The sequence below is a fragment of the Alicyclobacillus kakegawensis NBRC 103104 genome (assembly GCF_001552655.1).
Lineage (GTDB): Bacteria > Bacillota > Bacilli > Alicyclobacillales > Alicyclobacillaceae > Alicyclobacillus_G > Alicyclobacillus_G kakegawensis.
Genome location: NZ_BCRP01000004.1, coordinates 138915 through 164611 on the forward strand (window position 1 = coordinate 138915; position 25697 = coordinate 164611).

The window sequence follows — 25697 nt, forward strand, 5'->3', positions numbered from 1 at the left end:
ATGAGTATGGAGGATGTTCGCAAGGACTTTCCGATTTTCGAACAGGTCATCAACGGACACCCGTTGGTGTATTTGGACAGTGCGGCCACTTCACAGAAGCCGCGACCGGTCATCGAGGCGATAGACCGCTACTATCGTGAATCCAATTCAAATGTGCACCGGGGGGTGCACACGCTCGGATCTCGCGCGACGGAGGCGTATGAACTGGCCCGGGAAAAGGTGGCGCGATTCATCAACGCCCCGTCTTCGGATCTGGTGGTCTTTACGCGCGGAACGACGGAATCCTTGAACATGATTGGGTACGGGTATGCCCGCACGAAATTGCGTGAGGGAGACGAGATTGTCCTCACCCCGGCGGAGCACCACAGCAACCTGATCCCCTGGCAGCAGGCGGCGCGGGCCACGGGCGCTCGCCTGAAGTACATTCCGCTGCAGGCGGATGGGACTATCACCCTGGAGGATGTCCGCGGCACCATCACCGACAAGACGCGATTGGTCGCGATAGCGCAGGTATCCAATGTGCTGGGAACGATTTACCCTATCCGTGAAATCGTCGACCTGGCCCACGCGGTTGGGGCTGTGGTGGTCGTCGACGGGGCGCAGAGTGTACCGCACATGCCGGTCGATGTGCAGGCGCTCGATTGCGATTTTCTGGCGTTCTCTGGACACAAGATGTGCGGGCCGACAGGTGTCGGGGTGCTCTACGGAAAGCGGGAGCGGCTGGAGGAGATGGAGCCGACTTACTTCGGCGGCGAAATGATTGATGTGGTGGAGCTGTACGAAGCTTCGTGGAAGGAAATTCCCTGGAAGTTCGAGGGTGGTACGCCCATCATTGCCGGGGCCATCGGGCTGGGGGCGGCGGTCGATTACCTGACCGGGATTGGCATGGAGGAAATCCGCCGCCATGACCGGGAGTTGACGGAGTACGCCCTGGAACGGCTGCGCTCATTGCCTGGCGTGACCGTCTACGGCCCGGAGGCGGCCGGCGAGAGGGGGGGGCTGGTGACCTTCAATGTAGACGGGGTGCATCCGCACGACGTGTCCACAGTACTCGACTCCGAGGGGATTGCCATCCGCGCCGGCCACCACTGCGCGCAGCCGTTGATGCGCTGGCTTGAGGTGCCGGCCACCGCCAGGGCCAGTTTTTACCTGTACAACACAAAGGCGGACGTGGACGCATTGGTGCACGGCCTGAATACGGTGAAGGAGTTCTTCCAACATGCAATTGGATGAGTTGTATCGCCAGGTGATCATGGACCATTATCAGCACCCGCGCAACCAGGGTGAACTGACCGAGAAAACGGTCAGCGTGGACCTGCGCAACCCCAGCTGTGGCGACGAGATCACGCTGCAGTTGGAGGTGGCGGACGGGCGGGTGCAGGATGTTCGCTTCCGCGGATCCGGCTGTTCCATCTCCATGGCGTCTGCGTCCATGATGACCGAGGCCATTAAGGGGCAGGATGTGCCTGAGGCGCTGTCGCTGGCCAAGGTGTTTCGGTCGATGATTCGCGGCGAGGCGGTAGACACGGAAGTGCTGGGGGATCTGGAATCGCTGCAGGGCGTATCCAGGTTTCCGGCGCGCGTAAAATGCGCACTGCTGGCTTGGCAAGCGTTGGAGAAGGCGGTGTCTGGGCACACAGACCATCAGCCGGAATAGCCCTTCCGGTAATATCATGGACGGGCAAAAAGGAGGAGACGGAAAATGGCCAAGTCGCTTCCCGAAATAGAGGAGTACCAGTATGGCTTTCGGGATCGGGACGTGTCAGTCGTCAAGTTCCAAAAGGGATTGAACCGCAAGGTCGTCGAGGAGATCTCCATGATGAAGAACGAACCGGGTTGGATGACCGATTTCCGGCTGCGTTCGCTTGAGATCTTCCAGTCCAAACCGATGCCGACGTGGGGTGGAGATCTGTCGGAGCTGGACTTTGACGATATCACCTATTACGTGAAGCCAACGGAGCGGCAGGGCAAGACCTGGGATGAGGTGCCGGACGAAATCAAACAGACCTTCGACCGTCTCGGCATCCCGGAGGCGGAGCAGAAGTTTTTGGCCGGTGTTTCGGCCCAGTACGAGTCCGAAGTGGTGTACCATTCGATGAAGAAGGACCTCGAAGAGCAGGGCATCCTATTCATGGACACCGACTCCGCGCTGCGGGAGCATCCGGAAATCTTCAAGGAGTACTTTGGGACGGTCGTGCCGCCGGAGGACAATAAGTTTGCTGCACTGAACAGTGCGGTCTGGAGCGGCGGCAGTTTTATCTATGTCCCCAAGGGTGTGAAGGCGGAGGTGCCGCTGCAAGCCTACTTCCGCATCAACTCCGAGAACATGGGTCAGTTTGAACGCACGCTCATCATCTGCGACGATGACAGCTTTGTGCATTATGTCGAGGGCTGCACGGCGCCTATCTACAGCACCAATTCGCTGCACAGTGCGGTGGTCGAAATCATTGTCAAGGATAGGGCGCGCTGCCGCTATACGACCATCCAAAACTGGGCGCCCAACATCTATAACTTGGTGACGAAGCGGGCCGTGGCCTATAAGGACGCGACCATGGAATGGGTTGACGGGAATATCGGATCGAAGTTGACCATGAAATACCCGAGCGTGTACATGATGGACGAGGGCGCCAAGGCGATGGTGCTGTCGATTGCGGTCGCCGGAAGGGGCCAGCATCAGGACGCCGGTGCGAAGGTGATTCATAACGCACCCAACACCACGTCGACCATCGTCTCGAAATCCATCAGCAAGCACGGGGGCAAGACGACGTATCGGGGGTTGGCCAGCTTTGGCCCGAATGCGCGCGGTGCCAAGGCGAACATCAAGTGTGATACGCTCATCTTTGACGAAGATTCGACGTCCGATACGATTCCGCACAATGATATCCGGAACGACACCGTGACGCTGGAACATGAAGCGTCGGTTTCAAAGGTCAGCGAGGAACAGCTGTTCTACCTGATGAGCCGCGGGATCTCGGAAGAGGACGCGACGCGGATGATTGTGATGGGGTTCATTGAACCGTTCACGCGCGAGCTGCCGATGGAATATGCGGTGGAGATGAACCGTTTGATCAAGTTTGAGATGGAAGGGTCTGTTGGCTGACATATGAGTTGGATAAAGGTTGCGGGCGCTGCCCAGATTCCAACCGGGCACATGATGCGTGTGCAGGTGGAGGATGAGGACATCGCTCTGTACCATCTGGATGACGGATGGTACGCGACGTCTGCCATTTGTACCCATGCGTACGCCGACTTGACGACCGGCCGCCTGCAAGACGCGGTGGTCACCTGCCCAAAACACGGCGGACAGTTCAACGTGAAGACTGGCGCGGCGGTCAAATTCCCGTGCGTCGTTGCGCTCGCAACCTATCCGGTCGAAGTGCGCGGAGAGGACGTGTTCATCGACTTTGAATGACTGTGTCCGACCGCGGTGATGAACCGGCGGTGGCCGCAGACGGGGGCATGGGGCCAGTCCTTATCCGCAGCAACGGAGGGATTCTGGTGCGAGTTTCGAGCAAAACGGAGTATGGATTGCGCGCGATGGTGGCGCTGGCGCAGTTGGCCAGCAATCAACGGCCGGTGCCGTTGCCGCGGGTTGCGGACCAAGAAGGGATTCCCGAACAGTATCTCGATCAGATCATCGCGCGGTTGCGACGAGCCGGTTTTGTCAAGAGCGTGCGTGGGGTCAATGGCGGTTACCTGCTCACCCGCTCGCCTGAGGACATCCGGATTGGCGAACTGGTGCGGGTTCTGGAAGGCAGTCTGTCGCCCATCGGTTGTGTCAGTGAGGAAAATGAGTCGCCCGCCGATTTCTGCGGGCTGTATAAACAATGCCACACTCGCAGTGTCTGGCTCCGTGTGATGGGCGCCGTGACACAAGCGCTGGACAGCATTTCTCTGGCAGACGTGATGCATGATGAAGTTCCGCTGATCGTGAAAGTCAAGTAGCGGGATGGCGTAAAGAGGAAAAGGCGGTCCCGGACGCGGGAACCGCCTTTTGCTTTATCCGCTTGACGGAGTCGTCCACCATGACATCGCGCCATAATGCCGCCCGAGACACACTATTCGTTGCTGAAGCCCAGGTCAATCTTGGGAAGCTGTTGCACCTCTTTCAGGGATTTATCCCGCCGCGCGCAGGCATCAAGGTACTCACGGTAAAGCGCATCCAAATCGGGGTGTTGTTGCAGCAGTTTGGTGTCCAGGACCAAGTGGTTGCCCGACCGGTCATACGATATATGGTTGCTCGGGTTGTATCCGTGGTCTCGGAGCGTCGACAGCAGCTTGGACAAGAGTTCTGTCACTTGGAGATGAGCAGCACTCCAGGTTTCCGAAATCGGTCCGCTCATGGCGACCCACCCTTTCTTGATTTGAAGCGCTGATACTGGGTATAGTATAATCCAGTTGAAATGCTTTCGCCAACTTTTGGTTGTCCAATTCCGAATAGAGGAGGTCATGGTCATGCCGTTGGTAGGTAGCCCGGCTCCCGATTTCGACATGTTGTCGACAAAGAACCTGAAGACCCTGAATGAACGGGTCAAGTTGTCGGATTACAAAGGCAAATGGCTGGTTCTGTTCTTTTACCCGCAGGACTTTACGTTTGTCTGTCCGACCGAGATTTTGGCCATGAACGAGCGGCTGCAGGAGTTTAAGGACCTGGATGCGGAAGTCCTAGGTGTGAGCACGGATAGCGTACACAGCCACAAGGCGTGGATTCAGACCCCGCGGGACAAAAATGGCCTAGGCGGCATTGATTACCCACTGGCGGCCGATTTCACGAAGGAGGTCGCCCGCAAATACGACGTCCTGGTGGAGTCGGAAGGTGTGGCTCTGCGCGGGCTGTTCATTATCGATCCGGAGGGTATTCTGCGCTATCAGGTGGTCCATGATTTGAATATCGGGCGCAGTGTGGACGAGACGCTGCGTGTGCTGGAGGCGTTGCAGGCGGGCGGCCTATGCCCGGCCAACTGGAAGCCTGGCGACAAGCTGTTGGAAGTGTGAACGCGTAATCGGCGCCCAGAAGCTGTCCGCCAAGAGAAGGGGTTCGGATTTGACCGAACCCTTTTGTGTTGGCCTTGTGCGGATGGTGCGCGAGCGCGATTGACACGCTTGGGTCCAACCGCTACAATGAGTCACATCAACTGAATGAGCATTCATTCATTGGGAGGGGAGGCGCATCGGAAACCGTCGGGACGAATCCAAGTATGACGCGATTCTTCGCGCTGCGGTGCAGGTCATGGCGGAGTCGGGGTACCATCACGCCCAGATTTCCCGCATCGCGCGGGCGGCCGGGGTTGCGGACGGAACCGTCTACTTGTACTTCAAGAACAAAGAGGACATCCTGGTGTCGCTTCTGCGCCGCTCCATTCAGAAGATTGTATCGACCCTGCAAGACGCCTTGGGCTCCATCGACGGCGCGGCGGAAAAGTTGCAGTTTTTGGTCCACCTGTATCTGCGTGAACTCGGTGCGGATCCAGAACTCGCCATGGTGACGCAGGTGCACATGCGCCAGGTGGATGCCGGGATTCGCAGGGCTATAGGGGAGTTTATGAAACCGTTTTATTCGGTGCTGGACGAGATTGTGGAGGCTGGTGTCACGCAGGGTGTCTTCCACGAACCGATGGACCGGCGCATCGCCAGGCGCATGATTTTTGGCACGATGGATGAAACCGTGACCGCCTGGGTGCTCAGTGGCAGCAAGTATGACCTGTACGCGCAGGCGGATGCTGTGGTGGACGTCTTGCTCCACGGTTTGTGTGGCAAGCCCGTCGATTGCCAGCCTGTCAATTCTGGGAAGCAAGAGAGGTGTCCCGGGTGAACATCATCGTGTGTTTGAAGCAGACGTTTGACACAGAGGAACGGATTGTCCTGGAAAATGGGGGCATCAAGGAAGAGGGCGTCCGCTACGTGATCAATCCGTACGACGAATATGCGGTTGAGGAAGGAATCCGCTTGAAGGAAGAGCATGGCGGCGAGGTGGTGGTGATCTCGGTCGGGCCCTCCCGGACCGAAGAGGCGTTGCGGACCGCCTTGGCGATGGGGGCCGATGAGGCCATCCTGGCGGATGACCCCGAGTTGTTCGGGGACGAGTACACCATTGCGCGGGTGCTGGCGGCTATTATTCGGCAGCGTGAATACGACATCATCCTCGCCGGGAATCAGGCGGTGGACGACGGCTCTGGGCAGGTGGCCGTGCGTCTGGCGGAGGAATTAAGCATTCCCCATATCTCCACATTGACCAAACTGGTGGTGGAAGGGGATCGGGTAATCGGCTACCGGGACGCCGAGGGGAATGAAGAGCATGTGGAAGGGAAGCTGCCTATCCTGGTCACGGCGCAGCAGGGCCTGAACGACCCGCGCTACCCGTCCTTGATAGGCATCCGCAGAGCGAGCAAGAAGCCATTGAGTCACGTGACCAGGGCGGACCTGGGATTGTCCCGGGACGATATCCGTCCCCGCACGGAAGTCGTCGAGACGTTCCTACCCGCAGCCAAGCAGGGTGGACGCATCTTGAGCGGGGATCTGGACGCCCAGGTGAATGAGTTGATCACGGCCCTGCGTACCGTAGAGAAGGTCATAGATTGACAGAATGGGAGGGGACCGGCATGGCCAAAAAGGTGCTGGTGGCGGCCGACGTGCGCGGCGGGAGACTGCGCAAGGTCACATATGAAATGCTGGCAGCGGCGGGACGCGTGGCTGACGGGGGGACAATTGCAGTCGCCATCCTCGGACACCAGGTGGAGAACCTGGCAACTGGACTCGGCGATTTTGGCGCTGATATGGTATACGTCGCGGATGCCCCTCAGCTGCAGGAGTATACGCCTGCGGCTTATCGCAAGGTATTTCTGGAAGTGGTGCGAGGTTTTGCGCCGGACGTGATATTGTTCGCCCACTCGGCGGTCGGGCGGGATTTGGCGCCGATGGTCGCTATGCGGCTTGGCGCCGGCCAGGTGTCGGACGCCGTGGACGTGGCGATGGAGAACGGACAAATCGTGTTCACGCGGCCCATCTATGCCGGCAAGGCGTTCACGAAAGTGGTGGTGCGTGAAGGTGTGACCGTGGCGACCCTTCGCCCGAACAACCTGGAAGCGGCTTCCGGAGGGCAGGGTAAATCTGGAACGATACAAAAGGTCGACGTCCAGTTGGAGCCGGTGGACCTGAGTACGACGGTGCGGGAAATCGTCCAGAAAGCCACCGGCGGGGTAGACCTGGCCGAAGCCCGAATCATCGTCTCCGGCGGCCGCGGCGTCAAGAGCGCGGACGGATTCAAGCCCCTGTATGAATTGGCCGAGGCTTTGGGCGGGGCGGTTGGCGCATCCCGCGGCGCCTGCGACGCCGGCTATTGCGATTACGCCTTGCAGATTGGTCAAACGGGCAAGGTGGTGACCCCGGATTTGTACATCGCTTGCGGCATTTCCGGGGCGATTCAGCACTTGGCGGGCATGTCGAATTCCAAGGTGATTGTGGCCATCAACAAGGACCCGGAAGCGCCCATTTTTCAGGTGGCGGATTATGGCATTGTCGGCGATTTGTTTGAAGTGGTGCCGAAGATCACGGAGGCCGTGCGCCAGCTAAAAGCGCAAGGCGTATGACTCCTGTTTGTCGCACAGCCCGAGACGGGGATGGACGTGACTGGCCGTTCTGCCCCCGTCAGGGCTTGTGCGGTTTCCGTCTCCTCGTTGCCGGAGACGCAAAAGAGATGGGAACGAATGCCCATCTCTGTTCGCTGAGGCACTATGTATAGACGGACAGACGCTTAAGCTGTCCTTGGCCCATCACTTTCCGGGGAAGACCTGCAGTAAGGATACCACAGCGTCCGTGCCAGCGACGTCTGGAAACGGTGGCTGCGGCCGGAAGGTGAAAAAGGCGACGATGATGAGGATGACCACAAACAGAATCTCGAAGACCCTCCGCATGATGCGCACCCCCTTGACACGAGTATACTTCCGGATGGCCGTCCCTAGCGGTCTTACGGGATTATTGTAGCAGACTGGACGGTAGGCTGCACTCGCTTGCAGGACCATGGTGTGAATCGATACACTGAGTGAGATGACGACAGTCACACTGCGGCATAGGGGGCGCGGGGGTTGGACCCGTTGGATTGGACGCATCAATGGGATGACTACGAGATGATGATGTATGTATGCGACGATCCGGATGAGGAAGGCATTCGCATGCAGGTGAGCCGCCGCCGGCAGCGGGATGGTGCGGAGGAGTGGGAGCTTCTTTATGACCGCAAACTCGCCGATCTTCCTTCGCGTCCGCCGCAGACGGAACATCCCAAGGAGCGGGAGGACTGGGAGGAGTCGCTGTTGCGCACCCACCTGCGCGAGCACCCGCACCTGGTCGACGAGGAAAAACAGTATCTGGCGGATTGGCGGCGTAAACGGTCGGACGAGGAACGGACGGACGGCGGCGAAAGGTAAAGACATAAATAATATCCAGGCGCTTGCAGGGAGAGGATGCGAGATGGGGAAGCGGCGCAAAAAACCGGCGCCCCAAAACGCCGATGTCGTGGATAAGCCGGATGAAGCATGGGACAGGATGGAGGACGCCAAATCCTTCAGCCGACAGCGGGGCCCGCACCGTGCCGCCACTGCTCGGACGGCGGACGCGGGCAGCGCCAGTGTGCGCGATACCCTGTCTCCACAGGTCGTGGAAAAGCTGGAGCGCCTGCGCCGCGAAGCGGAGCAACAGGCGGCTGCAACTCAGTCCAAGCTGCAACGCAGACGTCCGTCTGCAACCGCAGGCGGAGCAGGCCGCAAGCCCGGAGAGGCGGGCGCAGACGAGGCATTAGCCGAGGCCGAGCCGACCTTTGCCGAGTTGTTCGATCCGCAACCTGAGTCTGAAGAACCTTCCTTCGCCGAGCTGTTACGCGAGTCCCGGCTGGATTGGAGAAAATTCAAGTGACCGGTTCCGGGTGTGAGGCATACAGGACAGTGTGAGATATCGAGGGGTATCGGGCGGAGGCTGCAGGGCGATGTGTGAGTTTGACCCACTGTATGGAAAATTATGTATAATTATGGCGAAGCTGAGACCCGCTGTTGCGGGTCATTTTTTATGGAGTTAAAGCGCTGCTGCGATGCGTGAGGATTGAGGTATGGGGATTGAGGCAAACCCATGGGCAGACACTGACACGGAGGAGGACATCGAAATGGCGCATCCGGTAGTTGTGCTGGACGGCGAGGGCTTGACGCCTGAACAGGTGATGGACGTGGTAGCGGGTGCCACCGTAGAGGTGAGCGAGCAGGCTTGGGACAAGGTGCAAAAGAGCCGCCAGCGGATAGAGGAGCAGGTTAAGGCGGGGCGCGTGGTGTACGGGGTCACGACCGGGTTTGGCAAGTTAGCCGACGTGCGGATCGACAGCCAGGATGTCGGTCGATTGCAGGTGAACCTGGTGCGCTCTCACGCGATCGGGGTCGGGAAGCCGTTTGCGACCGATGTTGTGCGGGCGATGTTGACCCTGCGTGTCAATGCCTTAGCCAAAGGATTTTCCGGCGTGCGTCCGGAAACGCTGTGCCTGTTGGTGGAAATGATCAACCGGCGGGTGCACCCGATTGTCCCGGCTCAGGGATCCCTGGGCGCCAGTGGGGACCTGGCTCCCCTCGCGCACGTTGCGCTGGTGATGATTGGCGAAGGCCAGGCCGAGTTTGGCGGGCAGGTACTGCCAGGCCACCAGGCGCTGGCCGCCGCCGGGTTGACGCCCGTGCGTCTATCAGCGAAGGAAGGGCTGGCGCTGATCAACGGGACCCAGGCGATGACCGCCGTCGCTGTCCTGGCGATGATGGAGGCGACGCGAGTCGGGCTGGCGGCCGACGCGGCGCTCGCTTTGACCATGGAGGCGTTGCAGGGGATTGTCGACGTCTTCGATGAAGAACTGCTGGGGGTGCGACCGCACCGGGAGTTTGTCGAGGTGGCCCAGCGGATGAAGGCCTGGCTCCAGGGCAGTTCGCGGGTCTCTCGACAGGGGGAGCTGCGGGTTCAGGATGCCTATTCCATTCGCTGCGCTCCCCAAGTTCACGGGGCGTCCTGGCAAGCCGTTGGATACACGCGGGAACGCGTGACGGTGGAGATGAATTCGGCCACCGACAACCCGATAGTCCTGGGGGACGGACGCATCCTTTCCGGCGGGCACTTTCACGGCCAACCGATTGCGTTGGCGATGGACCTGTTGAAAATTGGGGCGGCCGAATGGGGCAGCATTTCAGAGCGGCGCGTGGAACGTCTGGTCAATCCATCACTGAGCGGGCTTCCGGCATTCCTGGCGGCTGACCCCGGGCTTCAGTCGGGCCTGATGATTTCCCAGTACGTGGCAGCGGCGCTCGTCTCTGAGAACAAGGTGTTGGCCCACCCGGCCAGTGTCGATTCGATACCTTCCTCCGCCAATCAAGAGGATCACGTCAGCATGGGGACGATTGCCGCCCGCCAGTGCCGGGAAATCGTGCACAATGTGGCGCGTGTGGTGGCGATTGAGATGGCCTGCGCGGCTCAGGCGGTGCACCTGCAGCAGTGCGCGGACCGTTTGGCCCCGGCCACCAGGCGTCTGCTGGCACAGGTGCGGCGTTTTGTCCCACCTCTCACGGAAGACGCGTCGCTCTCTGAACCCATCGAGAAGCTCGCCGAGGCGATCTTGTCCGGCGAGGTTCCCGGGTTCTTACCCGCGGGCGCGTGAGAGAAACCGCGTGTTGGCGGGTGGGGCCGGGCGGAAGGAGGAGAGTGCGCCCGATGGCCTGTGATTCAATCGCCGCCGTCCGGATTGGACAATGAGGGAAAGCGCGGCGGTGTGTCGAGGGGCATGGCGCTACCCTGGGTCACGGTTCTGGGTACCACCTGGGACAGGCGGTCGATGTCCAACGCCCGATCGATGACGCTGGGTTGTATCCCCACCTGGATGGCCGCTTCGCGCAAGCTCAAGTTGTGGGCAAGGGCGTGTTTGACAATGCGTGCGGCGGTGTCGTACCCCAATTCCACGTTGAGCGCGGTGGCCAGGGACAGGGAGCGCTCTGCGTACGCCCGGCAACGGTCGGCGTCGGCCACAATCCCGCGCACACATTTTGTGGTAAAGGCCTCCGTTGCAGTCGCCAGGATGTGAATCTCGTGTAGGAAATTGGCGGCCATGACCGGCATCATGACGTTTAACTCAAGCTGTCCGGCACCGCCAGCTTGAGCGATTGCCGCGTCGCAGCCCTGCACCTGGAACGCCACCATGTTCAGCATCTCGGCCATGACGGGATTGACCTTGCCTGGCATGATGGAAGAACCTGGTTGGACAGCGGGCAGCTCAATCTCGGCCAGGCCCGTTCTCGGTCCGGAGGCCAAAAGGCGCAAGTCGTTGGCGATGCGCTGCAAAGCCAGGGCCAAGTTGCGCAGCGCGGCGCTCACCCAAACCACCTCGTCTGGATTCTGGTTGAATGTGAACGGGTTCTCCGCCAGGCGAAAGCCAAGACCGGTGAACTCGGCGACGTTGCGGGTTGCCACCTCCGCAAACCCAGCGGGCGTATTGATGCCCGTGCCCACCGCGTTGCCGCCCAACCCGATTTCCAGCAGGTTGGCCGCGGCTTGTTCCAGCCAGCGCCGGTGCCGTTCCACATTGTGGGCATAGGCGAAGAATTCGTCGCCCAAACGCATGGGCACCGCATCCTGCAAGTGTGTCCGTCCGGATTTGACTACGCCAGCGAACTCCTGCCCCTTTTGTCTCAGCGCTTGCGCCAGCTGCGCGAGGGCGGGGTCCAGCCTGTGCGCCAAAAGCTCCACGCCGGCAATCTGCATCGCCGCGTGGATGGTGTCGTTGGTCGATTGCGAGCGGTTTACATCGTCGTTTGGATGTATCAGGCTGTAGTCCCCGCGCGCGCCACCCAACAGTTCGGCCGCGCGGGACGCAATCACTTCATTGGCGTTCATGTTCTGGGATGTGCCGGCTCCCGCCTGGTACACGTCGACCAGGAACTGATCATCCAGCTTGCCTTCGATAACTTCAAATGCCGCCTGGCAGATGGCGTTGGCCTTGGGTCCGTCCATGACGCCCAGTTGGGCGTGGGCCTTGGCGGCAGCCCATTTGATGATCCCTTGCGCACGAATGAAGGCGCGCGGCAGGCGCAGGCCGCTGATAGGGAAGTTTTCTATGGCGCGGGCGGTCTGCGCGCCGTAGTAGGCGCTTTGCGGGATGCGCAGTTCACCGAGCGAATCGCGGGCAATGCGTGTGGTTTCCGTCAACGGATATCCCTCCTGGCAAGGATCGTCTCCTCCAAGCATGGGCAAAAATGGTTTCCTTTACAATCTTCCCAATCCGCTGCGGTTCGCAATCTCCTTACATCATTACGCGGAGCATGGCGATTTTGCACAAAGTATGTTAAAGATCTAGGAAGCAGTGGTCGCTGGTTGACGGTTTTCATCCGATATTGCCACCTGCCAAGGGCGTTTGCCAGCCACGGGGTAGGGCGACGAGCTGTATACCGTAAAATGACGAGAGGTTGTTGACATTGGCGCACTCTGCAGAGCAAGCCAGGTTAGCTGTGGCTGTGGCAGCAGCACTAGAGGCGGGGCGTTACTTTTCCTCCCGCCTATATACCGACAAACAGGTCAAGAGCAAGTCTTCGCCCAGCGATCTAGTCACGGATGTGGATCCGAAATGTGAGGACATCATTCGCCGTCATATCCGTTCGTCGTTTGCCGAGGATGCGATTTTGGGGGAGGAGACAACACAGCCCGGTTCCGCCGCCGCCCGGGCCGCGGCGAGTCAGGCGGTCGACCAGGATCGGGTTTGGGTGGTTGATCCGCTCGACGGCACGACCAACTTTGTCCAGCAGATTCCCCTCTCGGCGGTTTCCATCGCTTATGCCGAGCGGGGATTGCCGGTTGTCGGTGTGGTGTTTGATCCTTACCGGTCCGAGGTGTTTCTCGGCTTGCGCGGCCAAGGCGCGTATCTGTGCAGCGCCGAGGCGGCGGAGGCCTGGATGGGCAGACCGGACGGACCGCTGCCCGGATCGCGCCTCACTACATCCGCGCAGGAGACGGTGGGACGCAGTGTGGTCGCCACCGGCTTTCCGTCGCGCCAGCCGGTGCGTGAGAGTCGAGCTGCGGCACTGGCGATAGCTTCCCAGGTCAAGAGCCTGCGCGTGTTGGGCACAGCCGCCCTTGAAATGGCGTACGTCGCCGCGGGCCGTCTGGACGCGTATTGGGAATACGACCTGAACGCCTGGGACCTAGCGGCCGGTGCCCTGTTGGTAACCGAGGCCGGCGGGAGTGTCCTCGATGTCGAAGAAAACCCATATGATCTCACGCTGCGCAACGTGGTGGCGGCCGGACGGGAGAGTCTGGCGCGCGCGTTATGCGCACGCATTCAGCATGCAGCGCGAACAGGGGATGAGCGAGCATGACCAGCGAGGTGCGGCAGCCCCTGCGATGTGAGGTGCCCAAGCCGGAGAGGACCGTCGTGGAGCGGGCGCGGCAGCGGGTGGAGGAGATATCGGGCAACGCGGTGTACCGCGACCGCCGCCTGTCGCTGCTGACGGACCTGTACCAGTTGACGATGATGTACGGTCAATACCGCCATGGGCGGGATGGCCAAAGGGTTGTCTTTGACCTGTTTTACCGCAACAATCCCTGCGGTAACGGCTACGTGATTGCGGCCGGATTGGAGCAGGTTGTGTGGTACCTGCACAACCTGCGGTTTACCGATGAGGACATCGCGTATTTGCGCAGCCTGCAGTTGTTCGATGAGGATTTTCTCGACCGTTTGCGGCGTTTGCGTTTTACGGGCGACCTGTACGCAGTGCCTGAGGGCACAATCGTATTTCCCAATGAACCTTTGCTGCGCGTGGAAGGCCCGGTATTCGAGCTGCAGTTTGTGGAGTCGGCAGTGCTCTCTTTTATCAATCACCAGAGCCTCATCGCCACCAAGGCGCAGCGCATGGTGGACGCCGCCCGGACGGACAGGCGCCATCCGGGCGCCAAGGTGCTGGAAATGGGGCTGCGCCGGGCCCAGAACGCCGATGCCGCGGTTTTTGGCGCGCGGGCCGCGTTTATCGGCGGGTGTGCGGCGACGAGCAACCTGCTGGCGGCGCAGGCATACAACATCCCCGCGGTGGGCACCATGGCGCACAGCTGGGTTCAGAGTTTCCCGAGTGAACTTGAGGCGTTCCGCGCTTACGTCGATACGTTCCCTGACCATGCGGTCTTGCTGGTGGACACGTATGACGTGCTGCACAGCGGCGTTCCCAACGCAATTCAGATTGCCCACGAATTGGCGGCCAAAGGCAAGCGGCTGCTCGGAATCCGCATCGACAGCGGAGATCTCGCCTATTTGTCCAAGCGGGCTCGGGCGATGCTCGATGAGGCCGGGTTGTATGACGTGGGCATCATTGCCTCGTCCGATCTTGATGAACGGACCATCCGCGAGCTGGTTATTCAGGAGGCTGAGATCACCGATTGGGGCGTCGGCACCAACCTCATCACCAGCAGCGGCTGCCCGGCGTTGGGGGCCGTGTACAAGCTGGTGGCGCAGGAAGCGGGAGGCTATATGGTGCCTAAGATTAAGGTCTCCGAAAACCCGGCGAAAATCACCAATCCAGGGCGCAAGCAGTTGCTGCGCCTGTATGTGCACGGATACGCATCCGCCGACTTGATTGCGCTGGCTGACGAGACCTACACAACCAGTCAGCCTCTGGAACTGTTTGATCCAGTGCACACGTACAAGCGCAAGGTACTGAGAGAATATGAGATGGAGCCGCTGTTGACCCCGATTTACCTAGGTGGGGAATTGGTCTATGAGCTTCCTGACCTGCGCGCCATTCGCCGGCGCGTGGAGGACAACATCAGCCGCTTTTCGTCGGAGGTGCTGCGACCGGTCAACCCGCACATCTATCATGTCGACTTGTCGCAGCCGTTGTGGGAGTTGAAGCAACGGCTCCTGCATGAATGGCGGCCTCAGCAGACGGCTGGCGAGTAGCCGCAGGCGCGCAGCGGGGCTGGTTTCTACGAAAGGAGGAGCAGCCATGAAGGTCATTCGCATTGCTCCCAGGGGCTATTGCCACGGTGTGGTGGACGCGATGGTGCTCGCGCGGCAAGCCGTCGAGGACCCCTCTCTGCCTCGACCCATCTATATCTTGGGCATGATTGTTCATAATCAGCACGTGGTGGAGGCGTTCGAAAAGGTGGGCATCATCACCCTGGACGGGGCCAATCGCCTGGAATTGTTGGAGCAGGTGAAAGAGGGCACGGTGATTTTCACCGCGCACGGGGTCTCTCCGGAGGTAAGGCGGCGGGCCGCGGAGCGGGGGTTGCGCGTCATTGACGCGACATGCCCGGACGTGACGCGCACGCACGATTTGATTCGCGACAAGGCCGAGCAAGGGTATGACATTGTTTACATTGGCCGCAGAGGCCATCCAGAGCCGGAAGGGGCTTGCGGTGTCGCGCCTGAGCGCGTGCACTTGGTAGAAAATGAACAGGATATTGAGCGACTCAACCTCAGCAATCCGAAGATTGCCGTGACCAACCAGACCACCATGAGCCAGTGGGATACCGCTCACTTGATGGCGGCGGTTAAGGCAAAGTATCCGCAGGCTGAGGTGCATAACGAGTTATGCATGGCCACGCAGACCCGGCAACAGGCGGTGGCCGAGCAGGCCAAGGAGGCCGACCTGTGCATTGTCGTCGGCGATCCGCGCAGCAACAACTCCAATCGCTTGGCGCAGGTGTCCGAGGAAATTGCCGGCACAAAGGCCTATCGGGTCGCGGATGTCACGGAAATCCAGCGCGACTGGCTAAAAGGTGTGAAAACGGTCGCCGTGACGGCCGGCGCTTCCACGCCGACCGCTGTCACCAGCGAGGTCATCGCCTACTTGGAACAGTTTGATGAAAATGACCAGGCGACCTGGGTGCCAGTGCGGACGGCCAGCGTGGACAAGATTTTGCCCACGCCGCGTCGGCACGCTTAACGTCGAAATGGTTGGGAGAGGTGTGCGTGTTCCTCACGGTGACCTTGGTCGTGATGTTCCTGCTGGCGGTGGTCTGTTGGCTTGTGCGCAAGAAAACCCTGCGCGGACTGTTTGCCACCCTGGCGGTTCTCTTCTTTCTGGCTTTTATGGGGCTGCTGGGATACGACATCGGCTATCAGGCGGGGGTGCGCGGCGTGCACATTTTGGGTTTCCTGGTATAGTGAACAACCGGCGGAGGCGCCAGTCCGCTCCGTGTGTCAGGTTCAGGCAAGCGTGAGGGGTTAAGAACAAGCCTATCCGTCCGATACTGACGACGTAGGAGACAGTGGCTACGACGGCTGAGCGGCGGCCGGCGGCGATGGGTCATGGATAGGTGTTGGTGATGAACGTGTGGGAGGATGCAGATGGCGAAGCAGGATAAAGAGTTTGTGAAGGAAATCACGCCCCAGAGTGAGGACTTTTCACGGTGGTACATTGACGTGATTCAGAAAGCCGACTTGATGGACTACGCGCCGGTGCGCGGCTGCATCGTGTTCAAGCCGGACGGGTATGAATTGTGGGAGGCTTGCCAACGCGAGCTGGATGTTCGCTTCAAGCGGACAGGCCACCGCAACGCCTATTTTCCGCTGTTTATTCCGGAGAGCTTCCTTGAAAAGGAAAAGGAGCACGTGGAAGGGTTCAACCCCGAGCTGCCCTGGGTGACCGAGGCGGGCGGAGAAAAACTGGAGGAGCGGCTGGCCATCCGCCCCACATCGGAGACGGTCATCGGCTACATGTATGCGCGCTGGATTCATTCCTACCGCGACCTGCCTGTGCTCATCAACCAATGGGCAAACGTCGTGCGCTGGGAGAAGCGGACCCTGCCGTTTTTGCGCACCAGTGAATTCCTCTGGCAGGAGGGACACACGGCCCACGCGACGGCCGAGGAGGCGGAGCAGGAGACGCGCCAGATGCTTGATGTGTACACCGACTTTGTCGAAAACGTGCTGGCGGTTCCGGTTTTCCGCGGGCAGAAGACGCCTTCCGAGAAGTTCGCCGGTGCGGTGGCCACGTACTCGCTGGAGGCGATGATGAAAGACGGCAAGGCCCTGCAGGCGGCCACGTCCCACTACCTGGGGCAAAATTTCGCCAAAGGGTTTGAGATCAAGTATTTGGACAGGGACAACCAGCTGAAATATGTGTACACCACCTCCTGGGGCATCAGCACCCGCATCCTGGGGGCCATCATCATGGTGCACGGCGACGACAAAGGCTTGGTGCTGCCGCCGAAAATTGCGCCCACGCAGGTGATCATCGTGCCCATCGGCCCGCAGAAGGAGCGGGCGCGAGTTGTCGAGCACGCCACTACGCTGCGCGATCAACTCCTGTCGGCCGGGTGGCGGGTGCGCATGGATGACCGCGAAGATTTCAGCCCCGGTTGGAAGTTTAACGAATACGAAATGCGGGGCGTCCCGATTCGCCTGGAGCTGGGACCGCGCGACATGGCCAGTGGTCAGGTCACCTTGGCGCGCCGCGACACCGGGGAGAAGCTGGCCGTGCCGGAGAGCGAATTGGCGGCCAGGCTGCCGCAGTTGATGGACGATATCCAGGCGACGATGTATCAAAAGGCCAAAAAATTTGCCGACGACCATTCGCATATCGCGCACAGCCTCGGCGAGATCACCGAGATCATCCAGAGCCAGCGAGGTTTCGTGTTGGCCGGATGGTGCGGCGATGACGGGTGTGAGCGGCGGATTAAGGAAGAAGCGGGGGCGACCAGCCGCAACATCCCGTTCCAGCCGCCGCAGACGCTGCCGACTTGCGCGGTTTGCGGCCGGCCGGCCGCGCATTCTGTGTGGTACGCAAAAGCATACTGAGTGGATAGGGGGGACGCACACATGGAAGCCATGCTGAGGTCGTTTTTTCAGGCGTTGGCGGCCAACTCGTTGGCGAATCGCTGGGCCAAGCGGTACGGCTTGCGACTGGGCGCCCAGCGGTTTGTCGCGGGCGAGAGCATCACGGATGCCATCGACACGATTCGCGCCCTCAACCGCTCCGGCATGAAGGTGACGCTCGACCATTTGGGGGAGTTTGTCCGCGACGAGGTGGAGGCCCGGGATGCCGCCAAGGTGTGTGTGCGGACACTGACTGCTATCCACGAGTCTGGCGTCGATGCCACACTTTCGTTGAAGATGACGCAGTTGGGGCTGGACATCCGGCGCGAGCTGTGCATGGAAAACATGCGTTGGATTCTGGATACGGCCGGCCAGTATGGGATCTTGGTCACCATCGATATGGAAGACTACCAACACTGTCAGGTGACCCTCGACATCTTGGACGAGTTGCGCCGCGACTACAGCAACGTGGGAACGGTGATTCAGGCTTACCTCTTCCGCAGTCTGGAGGACGTCAAGCGTCTGGGAGCAGAGGGAGTGCACCTGCGCATCGTCAAAGGCGCGTACAAAGAGCCGGCGTCGGTCGCCTTTCAGGACAAATCGCAGGTGGATGCCAACTACCTGCGCCTGCTGGAGACACAGCTGCAAAGCCGCGGCTTCACCGCCATCGCCACGCACGATCCGGCCATCATTGCGCACGCCAAGCGGTTCATCGCTGAACACCGCATCCCGCAGGACAAATACGAGTTTCAGATGCTGTACGGCATTGCCACGCAGCTGCAGAGCCAACTGGTTGCAGAAGGGTATCCGTTGCGCATCTACGTGCCGTACGGAAACGACTGGTTTGGCTACTTCATGCGCAGGCTGGCGGAACGGCCGGCGAACGTGGCGTTTGTGCTGCGGGGGCTGTTTCGCTGAGCTTTCGCATACGGATCCGCACGTACAAGCACGGCGCTATGAGAGGACGGGGGCCAAGCGCCCCCTGCTTGCGATTCCATCCCTTAGAACGTGGTCATCTCCACCTTGATTAGGGACGCGTGTCTCCACCGCGCAGCGCGCGCCACAACCACTTCGGGTCGAGGGCCCGGCTCATGTGGAAGCAAAATCCGCCCAAGCTTGCCGCCAGCAACGTCGAGAATAGCACCAGTCCCCATGTCCAACCGACGGCGGCGGAAATGCAAAAGCCGATGAAACCTGGTCCATACAGCGCGTGATTCGCTCGACGCGCCCCTGTTTTTCTCCTATTTTTTAGAGATCATGCTTTCCGGCCAATCTTAACCTGGAACGTCTCCGGGCCCTGTTCAATGTAATCCCAGCTGAACTGTCCAGGGCGTTCAAACTGGAACTGGTAGCGGAGCGGGACGGGATCGTGATCGTTAATCAAAAGCATCGCTTCACCCGGCTTCAACCGGTCGAATGTCTCGAAAATCACCTTGTGCTTCAATTGCGGTGGATACTCGGTGGCGCGAACCGTTGCCGCGAACTGTTCACTCATTCCAAACGGCCTCCTCAGAACAGTGTGCTTGCTCCCTCGACTTTACTCATCCAAATTGGCAGCGTGGTGATCTGGGTCACACACAGCGCGCAAAGCCCGTTCGCGTGAGCGAGCGCATGCCGTAAGCAACCTGGCGTGATGTACCTCACACTGTGACAAAACAGAAAGGGATAAGATAAAACGGGGTCAGTGAATGAGGGCATAGGTCATACGGAATGTGATGTGGGAAGAAGGGACCCGTTGATGTCCGATAACGGACTGGAAGTTCTGCGCGAGTTCGAGCTGTTCAAGGACTTGACCCTTGAGGAATTGCAACACGTGCACAAGCTTGTCTTCGAACGGAGTTATGAGCGTGGCGAGTACGTGTTTTTGGAAGGGCAAGAACGCGAATCGGTGTACTTCATTCGCCGCGGAATGATCAAAATCTTGAAGACGGACAAAGACGGCCGTGAACATATTGTCAACATTCTGGGGAAGGGGCAAATGTTCCCCCACGTGGGTTTCTTTCAAGATTCACCGTATCCCGGCACGGCCCAGGTGATGGAGTCTGCCGCGTTGCTTGGCATCCGCTGCCTTCCATTTGATGCATTGCTTATGGAACGTCCAGGCATCATGCGCAAGTTGATGCGGGTGATGGGGGAGAAGCTCGTCCAGTTACAAGAGAAGTTGCAGCAATTGGCGGTGTTTGATGCGCATGATCGCGTCATTGCCTTACTCCGGCACTTTGCGGAGGAATACGGACGACCGGAGCCTGATGGCATCCATGTCAAGCTACCGGTTACACACGGGGAAATGGCGCACATGATTGGCATCACGCGCGAATCGGTGAACCGCGTGTGTAACCAGCTGCGGAGGGATGGAGTCCTCAGTGGAGATCGGAATGAATGGGTCTCCCATATTGATCGGCTTGGCGGATACGGTGTAGGGGGACATGAATGATGCATTCGACGACCTTTGTGAGCAGACTACCCCGGGCATTCATCTATCTCGCGTTTTTCAATTTTCTGATCGGTTCCTCCCTGGGCGGTTGGATGGCTGAGGCGCCCGCTATGTGGTCGACGGTTGGGCCGATTCACGGCGAGATCAATCCATTCGGGTGGTTGACCATGCTCATCTACGGTATGACGTACGCGGTCCTGTCGCTGTTCGCCGGGATCCGGCCAGCGCGTGCATGGGTGGGTTGGCTGCACGTATGCCTGGCAGAAGCTGCTGTCATATGGATTGTCGTCGCGTATATCTTGCAGTCGCGACCCGTGTTGTCCGTGGGATTGACGTTTCAAGCTATCGCCCCCGTCCTTTTTTTCGCCAACATCTGGTCAGCAGTGGTTTCCTCCAGACGCGATTCTCGCGGGGGAAAAGCCCTGCCAAACGCCAGCGTGGATGCGAAGAGCAGCCACGGTTTGGGCACAGGCGCCTCGGAGCGGTCGTTTCGTTCGCGGGATGCCCAGTATCTAGCCACGGATAGACTGGCGCGCCGCGGAACGGACATCGCGCTGATCATCTTTGTCGTCGGTGCTTGGTGGGCGGCGCTCACAACGCTTTTTGGACGGACCTATCCACAAACCCTTAAACCGCAGGGGGCCATTTTACTTGAATATTACGGATGGATCGCCGCGACTGTCCTCGCAGTGTCCCTGCATATGCTTCCACGCCTCACACAGTTCAAGGGAATAAGAGCCCAAGCGATACGCGTCGGACAGGCCCTGTGGGGGATTGGGTTGCTGTTGGCTGTTGTGGGCACTGTGGCTCCCGTTGTCGCTTCGGCCGGGTCACGCCTGCTCGGGGCCTCCTTTATTTGGAATGCATCTATTTACTTATGGACGATGGCCGCTTCACGCCCTTCTGCAGATGGTGGCGTGCCGATAAGTCTACCAACCCGCCTCGCCTGGTTGGTCAGTTTTGCGTTCGCCTGGCTGCTGGGGGGATGTCTGCTATTCGGGATCCCTCCGCTCTCACTGTTCTCCCTACACCTTTTGTTTCTCGGTTGGATCACGACGCTTGTCTATGGAATTGGATACAGGCTGTTCCCATTGATCTTGAACAGGCCGTCGCCGCGTCGCTTCATTGCATTGGCCCAACTCCTATGTTCTGTCGTGGGTGCGACGTTGATGGCCATCGCGTTCAGTCCCATGTCACATGGGATAGGGGCACAAACTATGCGAACGACGCTCGCCACTGGGGGAATACTGGCGGCGCTTGGCGCGGTCACATTTTTGCTCCAGTGGCTCCTGCCCTATGGTACACTGGGACAGAAGGGATGGGCCGGGACGCCTGCGACAGCTTTCGGTCCTCGCCGGTCTTGAGGGGGGAAGCCGCCGTGGAGACGACGATTCTATGCATCTTGCTGGTTGTTGTCATCGTACCGCCGATTGCGTTTGTTGGGTACATGTACGCGCTCTCCAAGAAACCGCAGCATTCGGTGATTCGCGCTCACCCTTATCTGGGGTGGCTGCGCTATTTGCTGGAGAAGCTGGGCCCCGAGTTCCGCCAGTACTGGTTTGACCACGATACCGCCGGCAAGCCGTTTTCGCGGGCGGATTACCTGGGGGTCGTGTTTGCCAGCAAATACCGAACGGATCTCATCAGTTTTGGCGCCAAGCGCGATTACGAACAGCCCGGTTTCTATCTCTCCAACGCGTTGTTTCCGAAGTTGGCCGAGGAACTGCGAGTGGACAACGGCGCTGTGGTGCCGGCACGCAAGTATGAAATCGTCAAGGAAACCTTGTTCACCCGGCACGAGCGAATGGTCGCCGACAAGGCGCGGAAGTGGTTGTATACGGATGAGGATGCGATAGTGGTCGGCCCGCAGCGGCGTCACCCGTGGCGATTGCAAGGCATGTTTGGCGCGTCGGCCACATCCTATGGGGCAGTGGGCGAGCATTACATCCGAAGCACCGGAAACGGCGTGCGGATGGCGGGCGGATCGTGGATTAACACGGGCGAAGGGGGCGTGGCCCCGGAGCACCTGGAAACGGGGGCCGATGTGATTGCCCAGATTGGCCCGGGCCTGTTTGGGTATCGGGACGATGCGGGGAACTTCTCGCTGGCAGAGTTTGTCAAGAAGGCGAACGAGCCCAACATCAAGGCGTTTGAACTGAAGTTTGGGCAAGGGGCGAAGATTCGCGGCGGACACCTGGAGGGCACCAAGGTCAACGCCAAAATTGCCGCCATCCGCAAGGTGTCGCTCGGCCAGACGGTGAACTCCCCCAATCGCTTTCCGTTTTTACAGAACGAGGAGCAGGCGTTGCGTTTTGTGCGCACCCTGCAGGTGGAAGGCGGGAAACCGGTTGGCATCAAGATTGTCGTAGGCGATGCCAAGCGCCTTGTGGCTCTGTTTGAGGCGATGCGGCGGCTGGACATTTATCCAGACTTTATCACCGTTGACGGCGGCGAAGGGGGCTCAGGCGCCACCTTCAAGGCGATGGCGGACAGCATGGGTCTGCCGCTGTACGCCGCCTTGCTGACGCTGGACGATGTGGCCCGCGAGATGGGCGTGCGCGATAAGTTTGTCGTGTTCGCTTCGGGCAAGTTGATTACGCCGGACAAAGTCGCTATCGCGCTGGCGTTGGGGGCGGACTGTGTCAATTCGGCCCGCGGCTTCATGATGGCCAACGGCTGCATCATGGCGTTGCAGTGTCATACGGGCAAGTGTCCGACCGGCGTGACCACGACGGATCCGAAGTACCAGGCGGCGCTGGTGCCGGAGGAAAAACAGTGGCGGGTGATGAACTACATTCTGCAGATGCGTGAGAGCCTGTTCGCGCTGGCGGCCGCTGCCGGTCTGGAAAGCCCGCGCCAGTTGGGCCGCGAGCATGTGGTGTACAAGAATGAGTATGGGCGCAGCGTGCGGATCAGCGAATTGTTTCCCTATCCGGCTCCCGGGCAGAAAGCGAAGCCGGTGCCAGACGCGCGGGGAGCGGTGTGACGGGAAGGGCAGGAGGATGAGAAGATGGAAAATCGATTCGCGGACCGGCGTCAGCGCCTGTATCGATTGATGCAGGAACAGGGCGTCGAAACGGCGGTCGTGGCCTCGGTGCCGAGCATCTATTATCTGACCGGGGTGTGGGTGGTACCGGGCGAACGGGTGCATGCCCTCATTCTGCGGGCGGATGCAGACCCCGTTTGGGTGGCGGCGGAAATGTTCAAGCAGGAGACAGAGGGCAGCGGGGTGGACATGCACTATTTCCGGGATGGGGACAACCCGTACGACCGGTTGGCCGAGGTCATCGGCAGCGGCAAGAGCCTCGTTGTGGACGGAGAGTGGCCGGCCCGCCACCTGCTCGGCCTGGCGTCCGCCCTGCGCCTGGAACGGTTGCCGGGGAATGCGGATGGGCTCCTGCAGCGCTTGCGCGTCATCAAGGATGACCAAGAGATCCAGGCTCTGGAACAGGCCTCCCAGATGGCGGACCTGGTGGTCGGGAGACTGGCCGAGCAGTTGCGTCCCGGCATGAGCGAACGGGCGGCGGCCGAGCTGCTGGCTGGTCTGTGGCGGGAAGCGGGCGCCCTGCAGATGTCCTTTCCGCCCATAATCGCGTCCGGGAAGCAAGGGGCCGCCCCTCATCACGAACCGGACGACACCCCGCTGGCCCGAAACAGCACGGTGATTGTCGACACCGGAGGCGTTTACGACCACTATTGCAGCGACATCACGCGCACCTTTGTCTTGGGGTGCCCGAGCGAGGAGATGGAGCGGGTTTACAAGGTGGTGTGGGCCGCTCAGCAGGCGGGCGTGCGGGCCGCCAGGCCTGGACGCACGCTTCACGATGTGGATGCGGCCGTGCGGGAAGTGATCACGGAGGCTGGATACGGAGAATACTTCACTCACCGCACTGGACATGGGGTGGGGCTGGACATCCACGAGGCACCGTACGTGATGGCGGGCAACACGCAGGTGTTGGAACCGGGCATGGTGATGAGCGTGGAACCCGGGGTGTACTTGCCGGGGAAGTTTGGGGTGCGCATTGAGGATCTGGTGGTGGTGGAAGAAGGAGGCGCCCGTTCATTGAACCGGGCGGCCAAGGCCTGGGAGTCGATACGCCTGGACGTATGAGCGCGGGGATGGACTTCGGCGCCGTAATTGCGCCGTAATGGACACGAAACAGGGAATGATGAGTGGCAGAACAGACAAGCCGAACCGGTGCCGCGAAAATCGCCGCCGGTTTATTCTGTGTCCTTTTCCAACATGGCGATGGGGACCGCGATTTCGGCGCCATCGGACATGCGGGTGCCCCATGCCATGACGCCTTTCACTTTTGACACAGTCAGTTGGTCGTACTCCTCGGCCAGTCGGTAGGTTTCTCCGATGGCAATGCGGGTGTCTTGCTGAATGAGGTACGATTTGGCCAAGTACCACTTTTTCATCAGGACCTCGTATTCGCTCCAGTTTTCTGTGTCGTAAGCGCGCTGCCCCTTTTGTTGCAACTCCTTCATCTCACGCTGCAGCTGTTCCGGCGTCATGTCGCTGTACAGCACGCCGTTTCCCTCCTCTTCTTGTACCCTGATTATACCGTATGCAGGGATGGCGTAGACGGGGCTCTGGGAGACCTGGAACCTGGCGGGGAATGTGGGGGTGTCTCATTCAGCTGCGGTCAGTGTCACCTGCAGGTAGGGGACCTCTCCTATGACCAGCGTCTTGACGTGGAATCGGTATGCCTTGTCGTCGATGGTGATGGTCCGCCCGTCAATGATGGACGGGATGAAAGCCGGCGTTTCAACGAGCGGATCCAGCGGCAGGCCGACCAAAAACGCCAGTCGTTGTTTCACGTATTCTGCCGCCCTGATTTTTTGCAGTTCAGTCACGTCGCTGGGCGCCTGCACGATTTCGACGCTGAACTTTTGAATCGTCGGTTTTTGCACGGGCCTTTCCGCTTGGTCTTTGAGGTGCTGGATCTGCGCGTTGAGTTCTTCGATGGTTGTCTCCGATTTCTGCAGCTCGGTGGAGAGGGTGTCGATGCGTGACCCCAGCACGCACAGCATGGCCACAGCTCCCACCAGTGCCCCCAGGGTGAGGAGCGTGGCGGCAAATCGCAGCTTCATTTGGGGAACTCGCTCCCGTGCGCGCCGTAGAGGGTCTGAATCAGCCAATAGCCGACCTGGCAGCCGAAAAAGGCGGCGGACAGGTAGGTGAATTGTTTGCCCAGCACATGGAGATTGGCGTTCAGGACACCCGTCTCGATGGCGCGCAGCGTGTCCATTGTGCCGCCCAAGGTGCTGACCATCGCCCAAATTTTGAGCCGGTCTGCGAGCTGCAGCATGTACCCCATAGGAGCGGGCCAGTGAATGAGGACCGCTGCCACACCGCCAAGCAGGGAGCCGCCGAGAACCATGCCCATCGCGATAAAGAAGTAGGCGAACAGGTTGCCGAGAAAGCCGATCAATCGTCTCGCCTCCAAAAAC

29 protein-coding genes are annotated in these 25697 nt (G+C 59.9%); 22 read left to right on the forward strand and 7 right to left on the reverse strand.

Annotated features, from left to right (window positions below; all coding sequences use genetic code 11):
- From AK2_RS04715 to AK2_RS04735, 5 genes are all read left to right on the forward strand, one after another.
- Positions 1–1233 carry a cysteine desulfurase gene (locus AK2_RS04715; RefSeq protein ID WP_067931908.1) on the forward strand — a complete coding sequence of 411 codons (1233 nt, stop codon included), beginning with the start codon at positions 1–3 and terminating at the stop codon, positions 1231–1233.
- Positions 1220–1657 carry a Fe-S cluster assembly sulfur transfer protein SufU gene (gene sufU / locus AK2_RS04720; RefSeq protein ID WP_067931910.1) on the forward strand — a complete coding sequence of 146 codons (438 nt, stop codon included), beginning with the start codon at positions 1220–1222 and terminating at the stop codon, positions 1655–1657. The genes AK2_RS04715 and sufU overlap by 14 nt, the downstream gene beginning before the upstream one ends.
- 45 nt (positions 1658–1702) lie before the next feature.
- Positions 1703–3100, forward strand: a complete 1398-nt coding sequence (gene sufB / locus AK2_RS04725; RefSeq protein WP_067931912.1) for a Fe-S cluster assembly protein SufB — start codon at positions 1703–1705, stop codon at positions 3098–3100.
- Positions 3101–3103: 3 nt separating this feature from the next.
- A complete protein-coding gene (locus tag AK2_RS04730; RefSeq protein ID WP_067931913.1) occupies positions 3104–3412 on the forward strand; it encodes a Rieske (2Fe-2S) protein in 309 nt (102 codons plus the stop codon).
- Between the two features lie 86 nt (positions 3413–3498).
- A complete protein-coding gene (locus tag AK2_RS04735) occupies positions 3499–3945 on the forward strand; it encodes an RrF2 family transcriptional regulator (RefSeq protein ID WP_067932099.1) in 447 nt (148 codons plus the stop codon).
- 113 nt (positions 3946–4058) lie between these two features.
- Here the strand turns inward: AK2_RS04735 and AK2_RS04740 are convergent, their stop codons facing one another.
- The gene (locus AK2_RS04740; protein WP_067931915.1) at positions 4059–4343 is read right to left on the reverse strand and encodes a hypothetical protein; all 285 of its coding nucleotides are present in this window, start codon (positions 4341–4343) and stop codon (positions 4059–4061) included.
- 112 nt (positions 4344–4455) lie between these two features.
- Here AK2_RS04740 and AK2_RS04745 point away from each other — a divergent pair, with 112 nt between their 5' ends.
- From AK2_RS04745 to AK2_RS04760, 4 genes are all read left to right on the forward strand, one after another.
- Positions 4456–4995, forward strand: a complete 540-nt coding sequence (locus tag AK2_RS04745) for a peroxiredoxin (protein WP_067931917.1) — start codon at positions 4456–4458, stop codon at positions 4993–4995.
- 175 nt (positions 4996–5170) lie between these two features.
- Positions 5171–5812 (forward strand): fatty acid metabolism transcriptional regulator FadR, encoded by a 642-nt coding sequence (fadR, locus tag AK2_RS04750; RefSeq protein WP_500778350.1) that lies wholly within the window; start codon positions 5171–5173, stop codon positions 5810–5812.
- Complete coding sequence (locus AK2_RS04755) at positions 5809–6579, forward strand: electron transfer flavoprotein subunit beta/FixA family protein (protein ID WP_067931919.1); 771 nt, start codon at positions 5809–5811, stop codon at positions 6577–6579. Before fadR ends, AK2_RS04755 begins: the two co-directional genes overlap by 4 nt.
- A gap of 20 nt (positions 6580–6599) precedes the next feature.
- Positions 6600–7586 (forward strand): electron transfer flavoprotein subunit alpha/FixB family protein, encoded by a 987-nt coding sequence (locus AK2_RS04760; RefSeq protein ID WP_067931921.1) that lies wholly within the window; start codon positions 6600–6602, stop codon positions 7584–7586.
- 183 nt (positions 7587–7769) lie between these two features.
- Here the strand turns inward: AK2_RS04760 and AK2_RS16810 are convergent, their stop codons facing one another.
- Positions 7770–7910, reverse strand: coding sequence for a hypothetical protein (locus AK2_RS16810; protein WP_157076224.1), 141 nt, complete (start codon positions 7908–7910; stop codon positions 7770–7772).
- A 171-nt stretch (positions 7911–8081) separates the two neighbouring features.
- Here AK2_RS16810 and AK2_RS04765 point away from each other — a divergent pair, with 171 nt between their 5' ends.
- From AK2_RS04765 to hutH, 3 genes are all read left to right on the forward strand, one after another.
- Positions 8082–8420 carry a hypothetical protein gene (locus tag AK2_RS04765; RefSeq protein WP_067931923.1) on the forward strand — a complete coding sequence of 113 codons (339 nt, stop codon included), beginning with the start codon at positions 8082–8084 and terminating at the stop codon, positions 8418–8420.
- Between the two features lie 43 nt (positions 8421–8463).
- On the forward strand, positions 8464–8904 hold the full coding sequence (locus AK2_RS04770; protein WP_067931925.1) for a hypothetical protein: 441 nt from the start codon (positions 8464–8466) through the stop codon (positions 8902–8904).
- 244 nt (positions 8905–9148) lie between these two features.
- The gene (gene hutH / locus AK2_RS04775; RefSeq protein ID WP_067932101.1) at positions 9149–10666 is read left to right on the forward strand and encodes a histidine ammonia-lyase; all 1518 of its coding nucleotides are present in this window, start codon (positions 9149–9151) and stop codon (positions 10664–10666) included.
- A 65-nt stretch (positions 10667–10731) separates the two neighbouring features.
- Here the strand turns inward: hutH and AK2_RS04780 are convergent, their stop codons facing one another.
- The gene (locus AK2_RS04780; RefSeq protein WP_245632774.1) at positions 10732–12207 is read right to left on the reverse strand and encodes a class II fumarate hydratase; all 1476 of its coding nucleotides are present in this window, start codon (positions 12205–12207) and stop codon (positions 10732–10734) included.
- 299 nt (positions 12208–12506) lie between these two features.
- On the opposite strand from AK2_RS04780, the gene AK2_RS04785 reads away from it, so the two are divergent.
- The 6 genes from AK2_RS04785 (at position 12507) to AK2_RS04810 (ending at position 18724) form a co-directional block, all read left to right on the forward strand.
- A complete protein-coding gene (locus AK2_RS04785) occupies positions 12507–13370 on the forward strand; it encodes an inositol monophosphatase family protein (protein WP_369406117.1) in 864 nt (287 codons plus the stop codon).
- On the forward strand, positions 13367–14941 hold the full coding sequence (locus AK2_RS04790; protein WP_083520851.1) for a nicotinate phosphoribosyltransferase: 1575 nt from the start codon (positions 13367–13369) through the stop codon (positions 14939–14941). The genes AK2_RS04785 and AK2_RS04790 overlap by 4 nt, the downstream gene beginning before the upstream one ends.
- A gap of 46 nt (positions 14942–14987) precedes the next feature.
- A complete protein-coding gene (locus AK2_RS04795; RefSeq protein WP_067931930.1) occupies positions 14988–15932 on the forward strand; it encodes a 4-hydroxy-3-methylbut-2-enyl diphosphate reductase in 945 nt (314 codons plus the stop codon).
- 26 nt (positions 15933–15958) lie between these two features.
- Positions 15959–16153: a hypothetical protein gene (locus AK2_RS04800; protein WP_067931932.1), complete on the forward strand. Its 195-nt coding sequence runs from the start codon at positions 15959–15961 to the stop codon at positions 16151–16153.
- A 183-nt stretch (positions 16154–16336) separates the two neighbouring features.
- Complete coding sequence (gene proS, locus AK2_RS04805) at positions 16337–17788, forward strand: proline--tRNA ligase (RefSeq protein ID WP_067931934.1); 1452 nt, start codon at positions 16337–16339, stop codon at positions 17786–17788.
- A gap of 21 nt (positions 17789–17809) precedes the next feature.
- Positions 17810–18724, forward strand: coding sequence for a proline dehydrogenase family protein (locus tag AK2_RS04810; RefSeq protein WP_067931936.1), 915 nt, complete (start codon positions 17810–17812; stop codon positions 18722–18724).
- Positions 18725–19061: 337 nt separating this feature from the next.
- Here AK2_RS04810 and AK2_RS04815 read toward each other — a convergent pair whose 3' ends face one another.
- On the reverse strand, positions 19062–19301 hold the full coding sequence (locus AK2_RS04815) for a DUF2249 domain-containing protein (protein WP_067931938.1): 240 nt from the start codon (positions 19299–19301) through the stop codon (positions 19062–19064).
- A gap of 243 nt (positions 19302–19544) precedes the next feature.
- Here AK2_RS04815 and AK2_RS04820 point away from each other — a divergent pair, with 243 nt between their 5' ends.
- Genes AK2_RS04820 through AK2_RS04835 form a run of 4 tightly spaced genes read left to right on the forward strand, consistent with a single transcriptional unit; the run spans position 19545 to position 24351 of the window.
- A complete protein-coding gene (locus AK2_RS04820; protein ID WP_067931940.1) occupies positions 19545–20240 on the forward strand; it encodes a Crp/Fnr family transcriptional regulator in 696 nt (231 codons plus the stop codon).
- Positions 20240–21604, forward strand: a complete 1365-nt coding sequence (locus AK2_RS04825; protein WP_157076226.1) for a hypothetical protein — start codon at positions 20240–20242, stop codon at positions 21602–21604. The genes AK2_RS04820 and AK2_RS04825 overlap by 1 nt, the downstream gene beginning before the upstream one ends.
- A gap of 14 nt (positions 21605–21618) precedes the next feature.
- Positions 21619–23226, forward strand: coding sequence for an FMN-binding glutamate synthase family protein (locus AK2_RS04830; protein ID WP_067931944.1), 1608 nt, complete (start codon positions 21619–21621; stop codon positions 23224–23226).
- A 24-nt stretch (positions 23227–23250) separates the two neighbouring features.
- Complete coding sequence (locus AK2_RS04835; RefSeq protein WP_083520852.1) at positions 23251–24351, forward strand: M24 family metallopeptidase; 1101 nt, start codon at positions 23251–23253, stop codon at positions 24349–24351.
- 110 nt (positions 24352–24461) lie between these two features.
- Here the strand turns inward: AK2_RS04835 and AK2_RS04840 are convergent, their stop codons facing one another.
- From AK2_RS04840 to AK2_RS04850, 3 genes are all read right to left on the reverse strand, one after another.
- A complete protein-coding gene (locus AK2_RS04840) occupies positions 24462–24773 on the reverse strand; it encodes a DUF1811 family protein (protein ID WP_067931946.1) in 312 nt (103 codons plus the stop codon).
- A gap of 102 nt (positions 24774–24875) precedes the next feature.
- Positions 24876–25337: a sporulation membrane protein YtrI gene (locus AK2_RS04845; protein WP_067931948.1), complete on the reverse strand. Its 462-nt coding sequence runs from the start codon at positions 25335–25337 to the stop codon at positions 24876–24878.
- Entirely contained in the window at positions 25334–25678 is a 345-nt protein-coding gene (locus tag AK2_RS04850; protein WP_245632775.1) for a YtrH family sporulation protein, read from the reverse strand. Before AK2_RS04850 ends, AK2_RS04845 begins: the two co-directional genes overlap by 4 nt.
- Positions 25679–25697: the final 19 nt, after the last annotated feature.

What these genes read in the sequence shown, in the direction of transcription:
- AK2_RS16810 (WP_157076224.1), bottom strand. Translation starts at nt 7,910, where the DNA reads ATGCGGAGGGTCTTCGAGATTCTGTTTGTGGTCATCCTCATCATCGTC.
- AK2_RS04730 (WP_067931913.1), top strand. Translation starts at nt 3,104, where the DNA reads ATGAGTTGGATAAAGGTTGCGGGCGCTGCCCAGATTCCAACCGGGCAC.
- AK2_RS04815 (WP_067931938.1), bottom strand. Translation starts at nt 19,301, where the DNA reads ATGAGTGAACAGTTCGCGGCAACGGTTCGCGCCACCGAGTATCCACCG.
- AK2_RS04745 (WP_067931917.1), top strand. Translation starts at nt 4,456, where the DNA reads ATGCCGTTGGTAGGTAGCCCGGCTCCCGATTTCGACATGTTGTCGACA.
- AK2_RS04825 (WP_157076226.1), top strand. Translation starts at nt 20,240, where the DNA reads ATGCATTCGACGACCTTTGTGAGCAGACTACCCCGGGCATTCATCTAT.
- sufU (WP_067931910.1), top strand. Translation starts at nt 1,220, where the DNA reads ATGCAATTGGATGAGTTGTATCGCCAGGTGATCATGGACCATTATCAG.
- AK2_RS04760 (WP_067931921.1), top strand. Translation starts at nt 6,600, where the DNA reads ATGGCCAAAAAGGTGCTGGTGGCGGCCGACGTGCGCGGCGGGAGACTG.
- AK2_RS04715 (WP_067931908.1), top strand. Translation starts at nt 1, where the DNA reads ATGAGTATGGAGGATGTTCGCAAGGACTTTCCGATTTTCGAACAGGTC.
- AK2_RS04820 (WP_067931940.1), top strand. Translation starts at nt 19,545, where the DNA reads ATGTCCGATAACGGACTGGAAGTTCTGCGCGAGTTCGAGCTGTTCAAG.
- AK2_RS04740 (WP_067931915.1), bottom strand. Translation starts at nt 4,343, where the DNA reads ATGAGCGGACCGATTTCGGAAACCTGGAGTGCTGCTCATCTCCAAGTG.
- AK2_RS04790 (WP_083520851.1), top strand. Translation starts at nt 13,367, where the DNA reads ATGACCAGCGAGGTGCGGCAGCCCCTGCGATGTGAGGTGCCCAAGCCG.
- AK2_RS04795 (WP_067931930.1), top strand. Translation starts at nt 14,988, where the DNA reads ATGAAGGTCATTCGCATTGCTCCCAGGGGCTATTGCCACGGTGTGGTG.
- AK2_RS04835 (WP_083520852.1), top strand. Translation starts at nt 23,251, where the DNA reads ATGGAAAATCGATTCGCGGACCGGCGTCAGCGCCTGTATCGATTGATG.
- AK2_RS04770 (WP_067931925.1), top strand. Translation starts at nt 8,464, where the DNA reads ATGGGGAAGCGGCGCAAAAAACCGGCGCCCCAAAACGCCGATGTCGTG.
- AK2_RS04810 (WP_067931936.1), top strand. Translation starts at nt 17,810, where the DNA reads ATGGAAGCCATGCTGAGGTCGTTTTTTCAGGCGTTGGCGGCCAACTCG.
- AK2_RS04845 (WP_067931948.1), bottom strand. Translation starts at nt 25,337, where the DNA reads ATGAAGCTGCGATTTGCCGCCACGCTCCTCACCCTGGGGGCACTGGTG.
- proS (WP_067931934.1), top strand. Translation starts at nt 16,337, where the DNA reads ATGGCGAAGCAGGATAAAGAGTTTGTGAAGGAAATCACGCCCCAGAGT.
- hutH (WP_067932101.1), top strand. Translation starts at nt 9,149, where the DNA reads ATGGCGCATCCGGTAGTTGTGCTGGACGGCGAGGGCTTGACGCCTGAA.
- sufB (WP_067931912.1), top strand. Translation starts at nt 1,703, where the DNA reads ATGGCCAAGTCGCTTCCCGAAATAGAGGAGTACCAGTATGGCTTTCGG.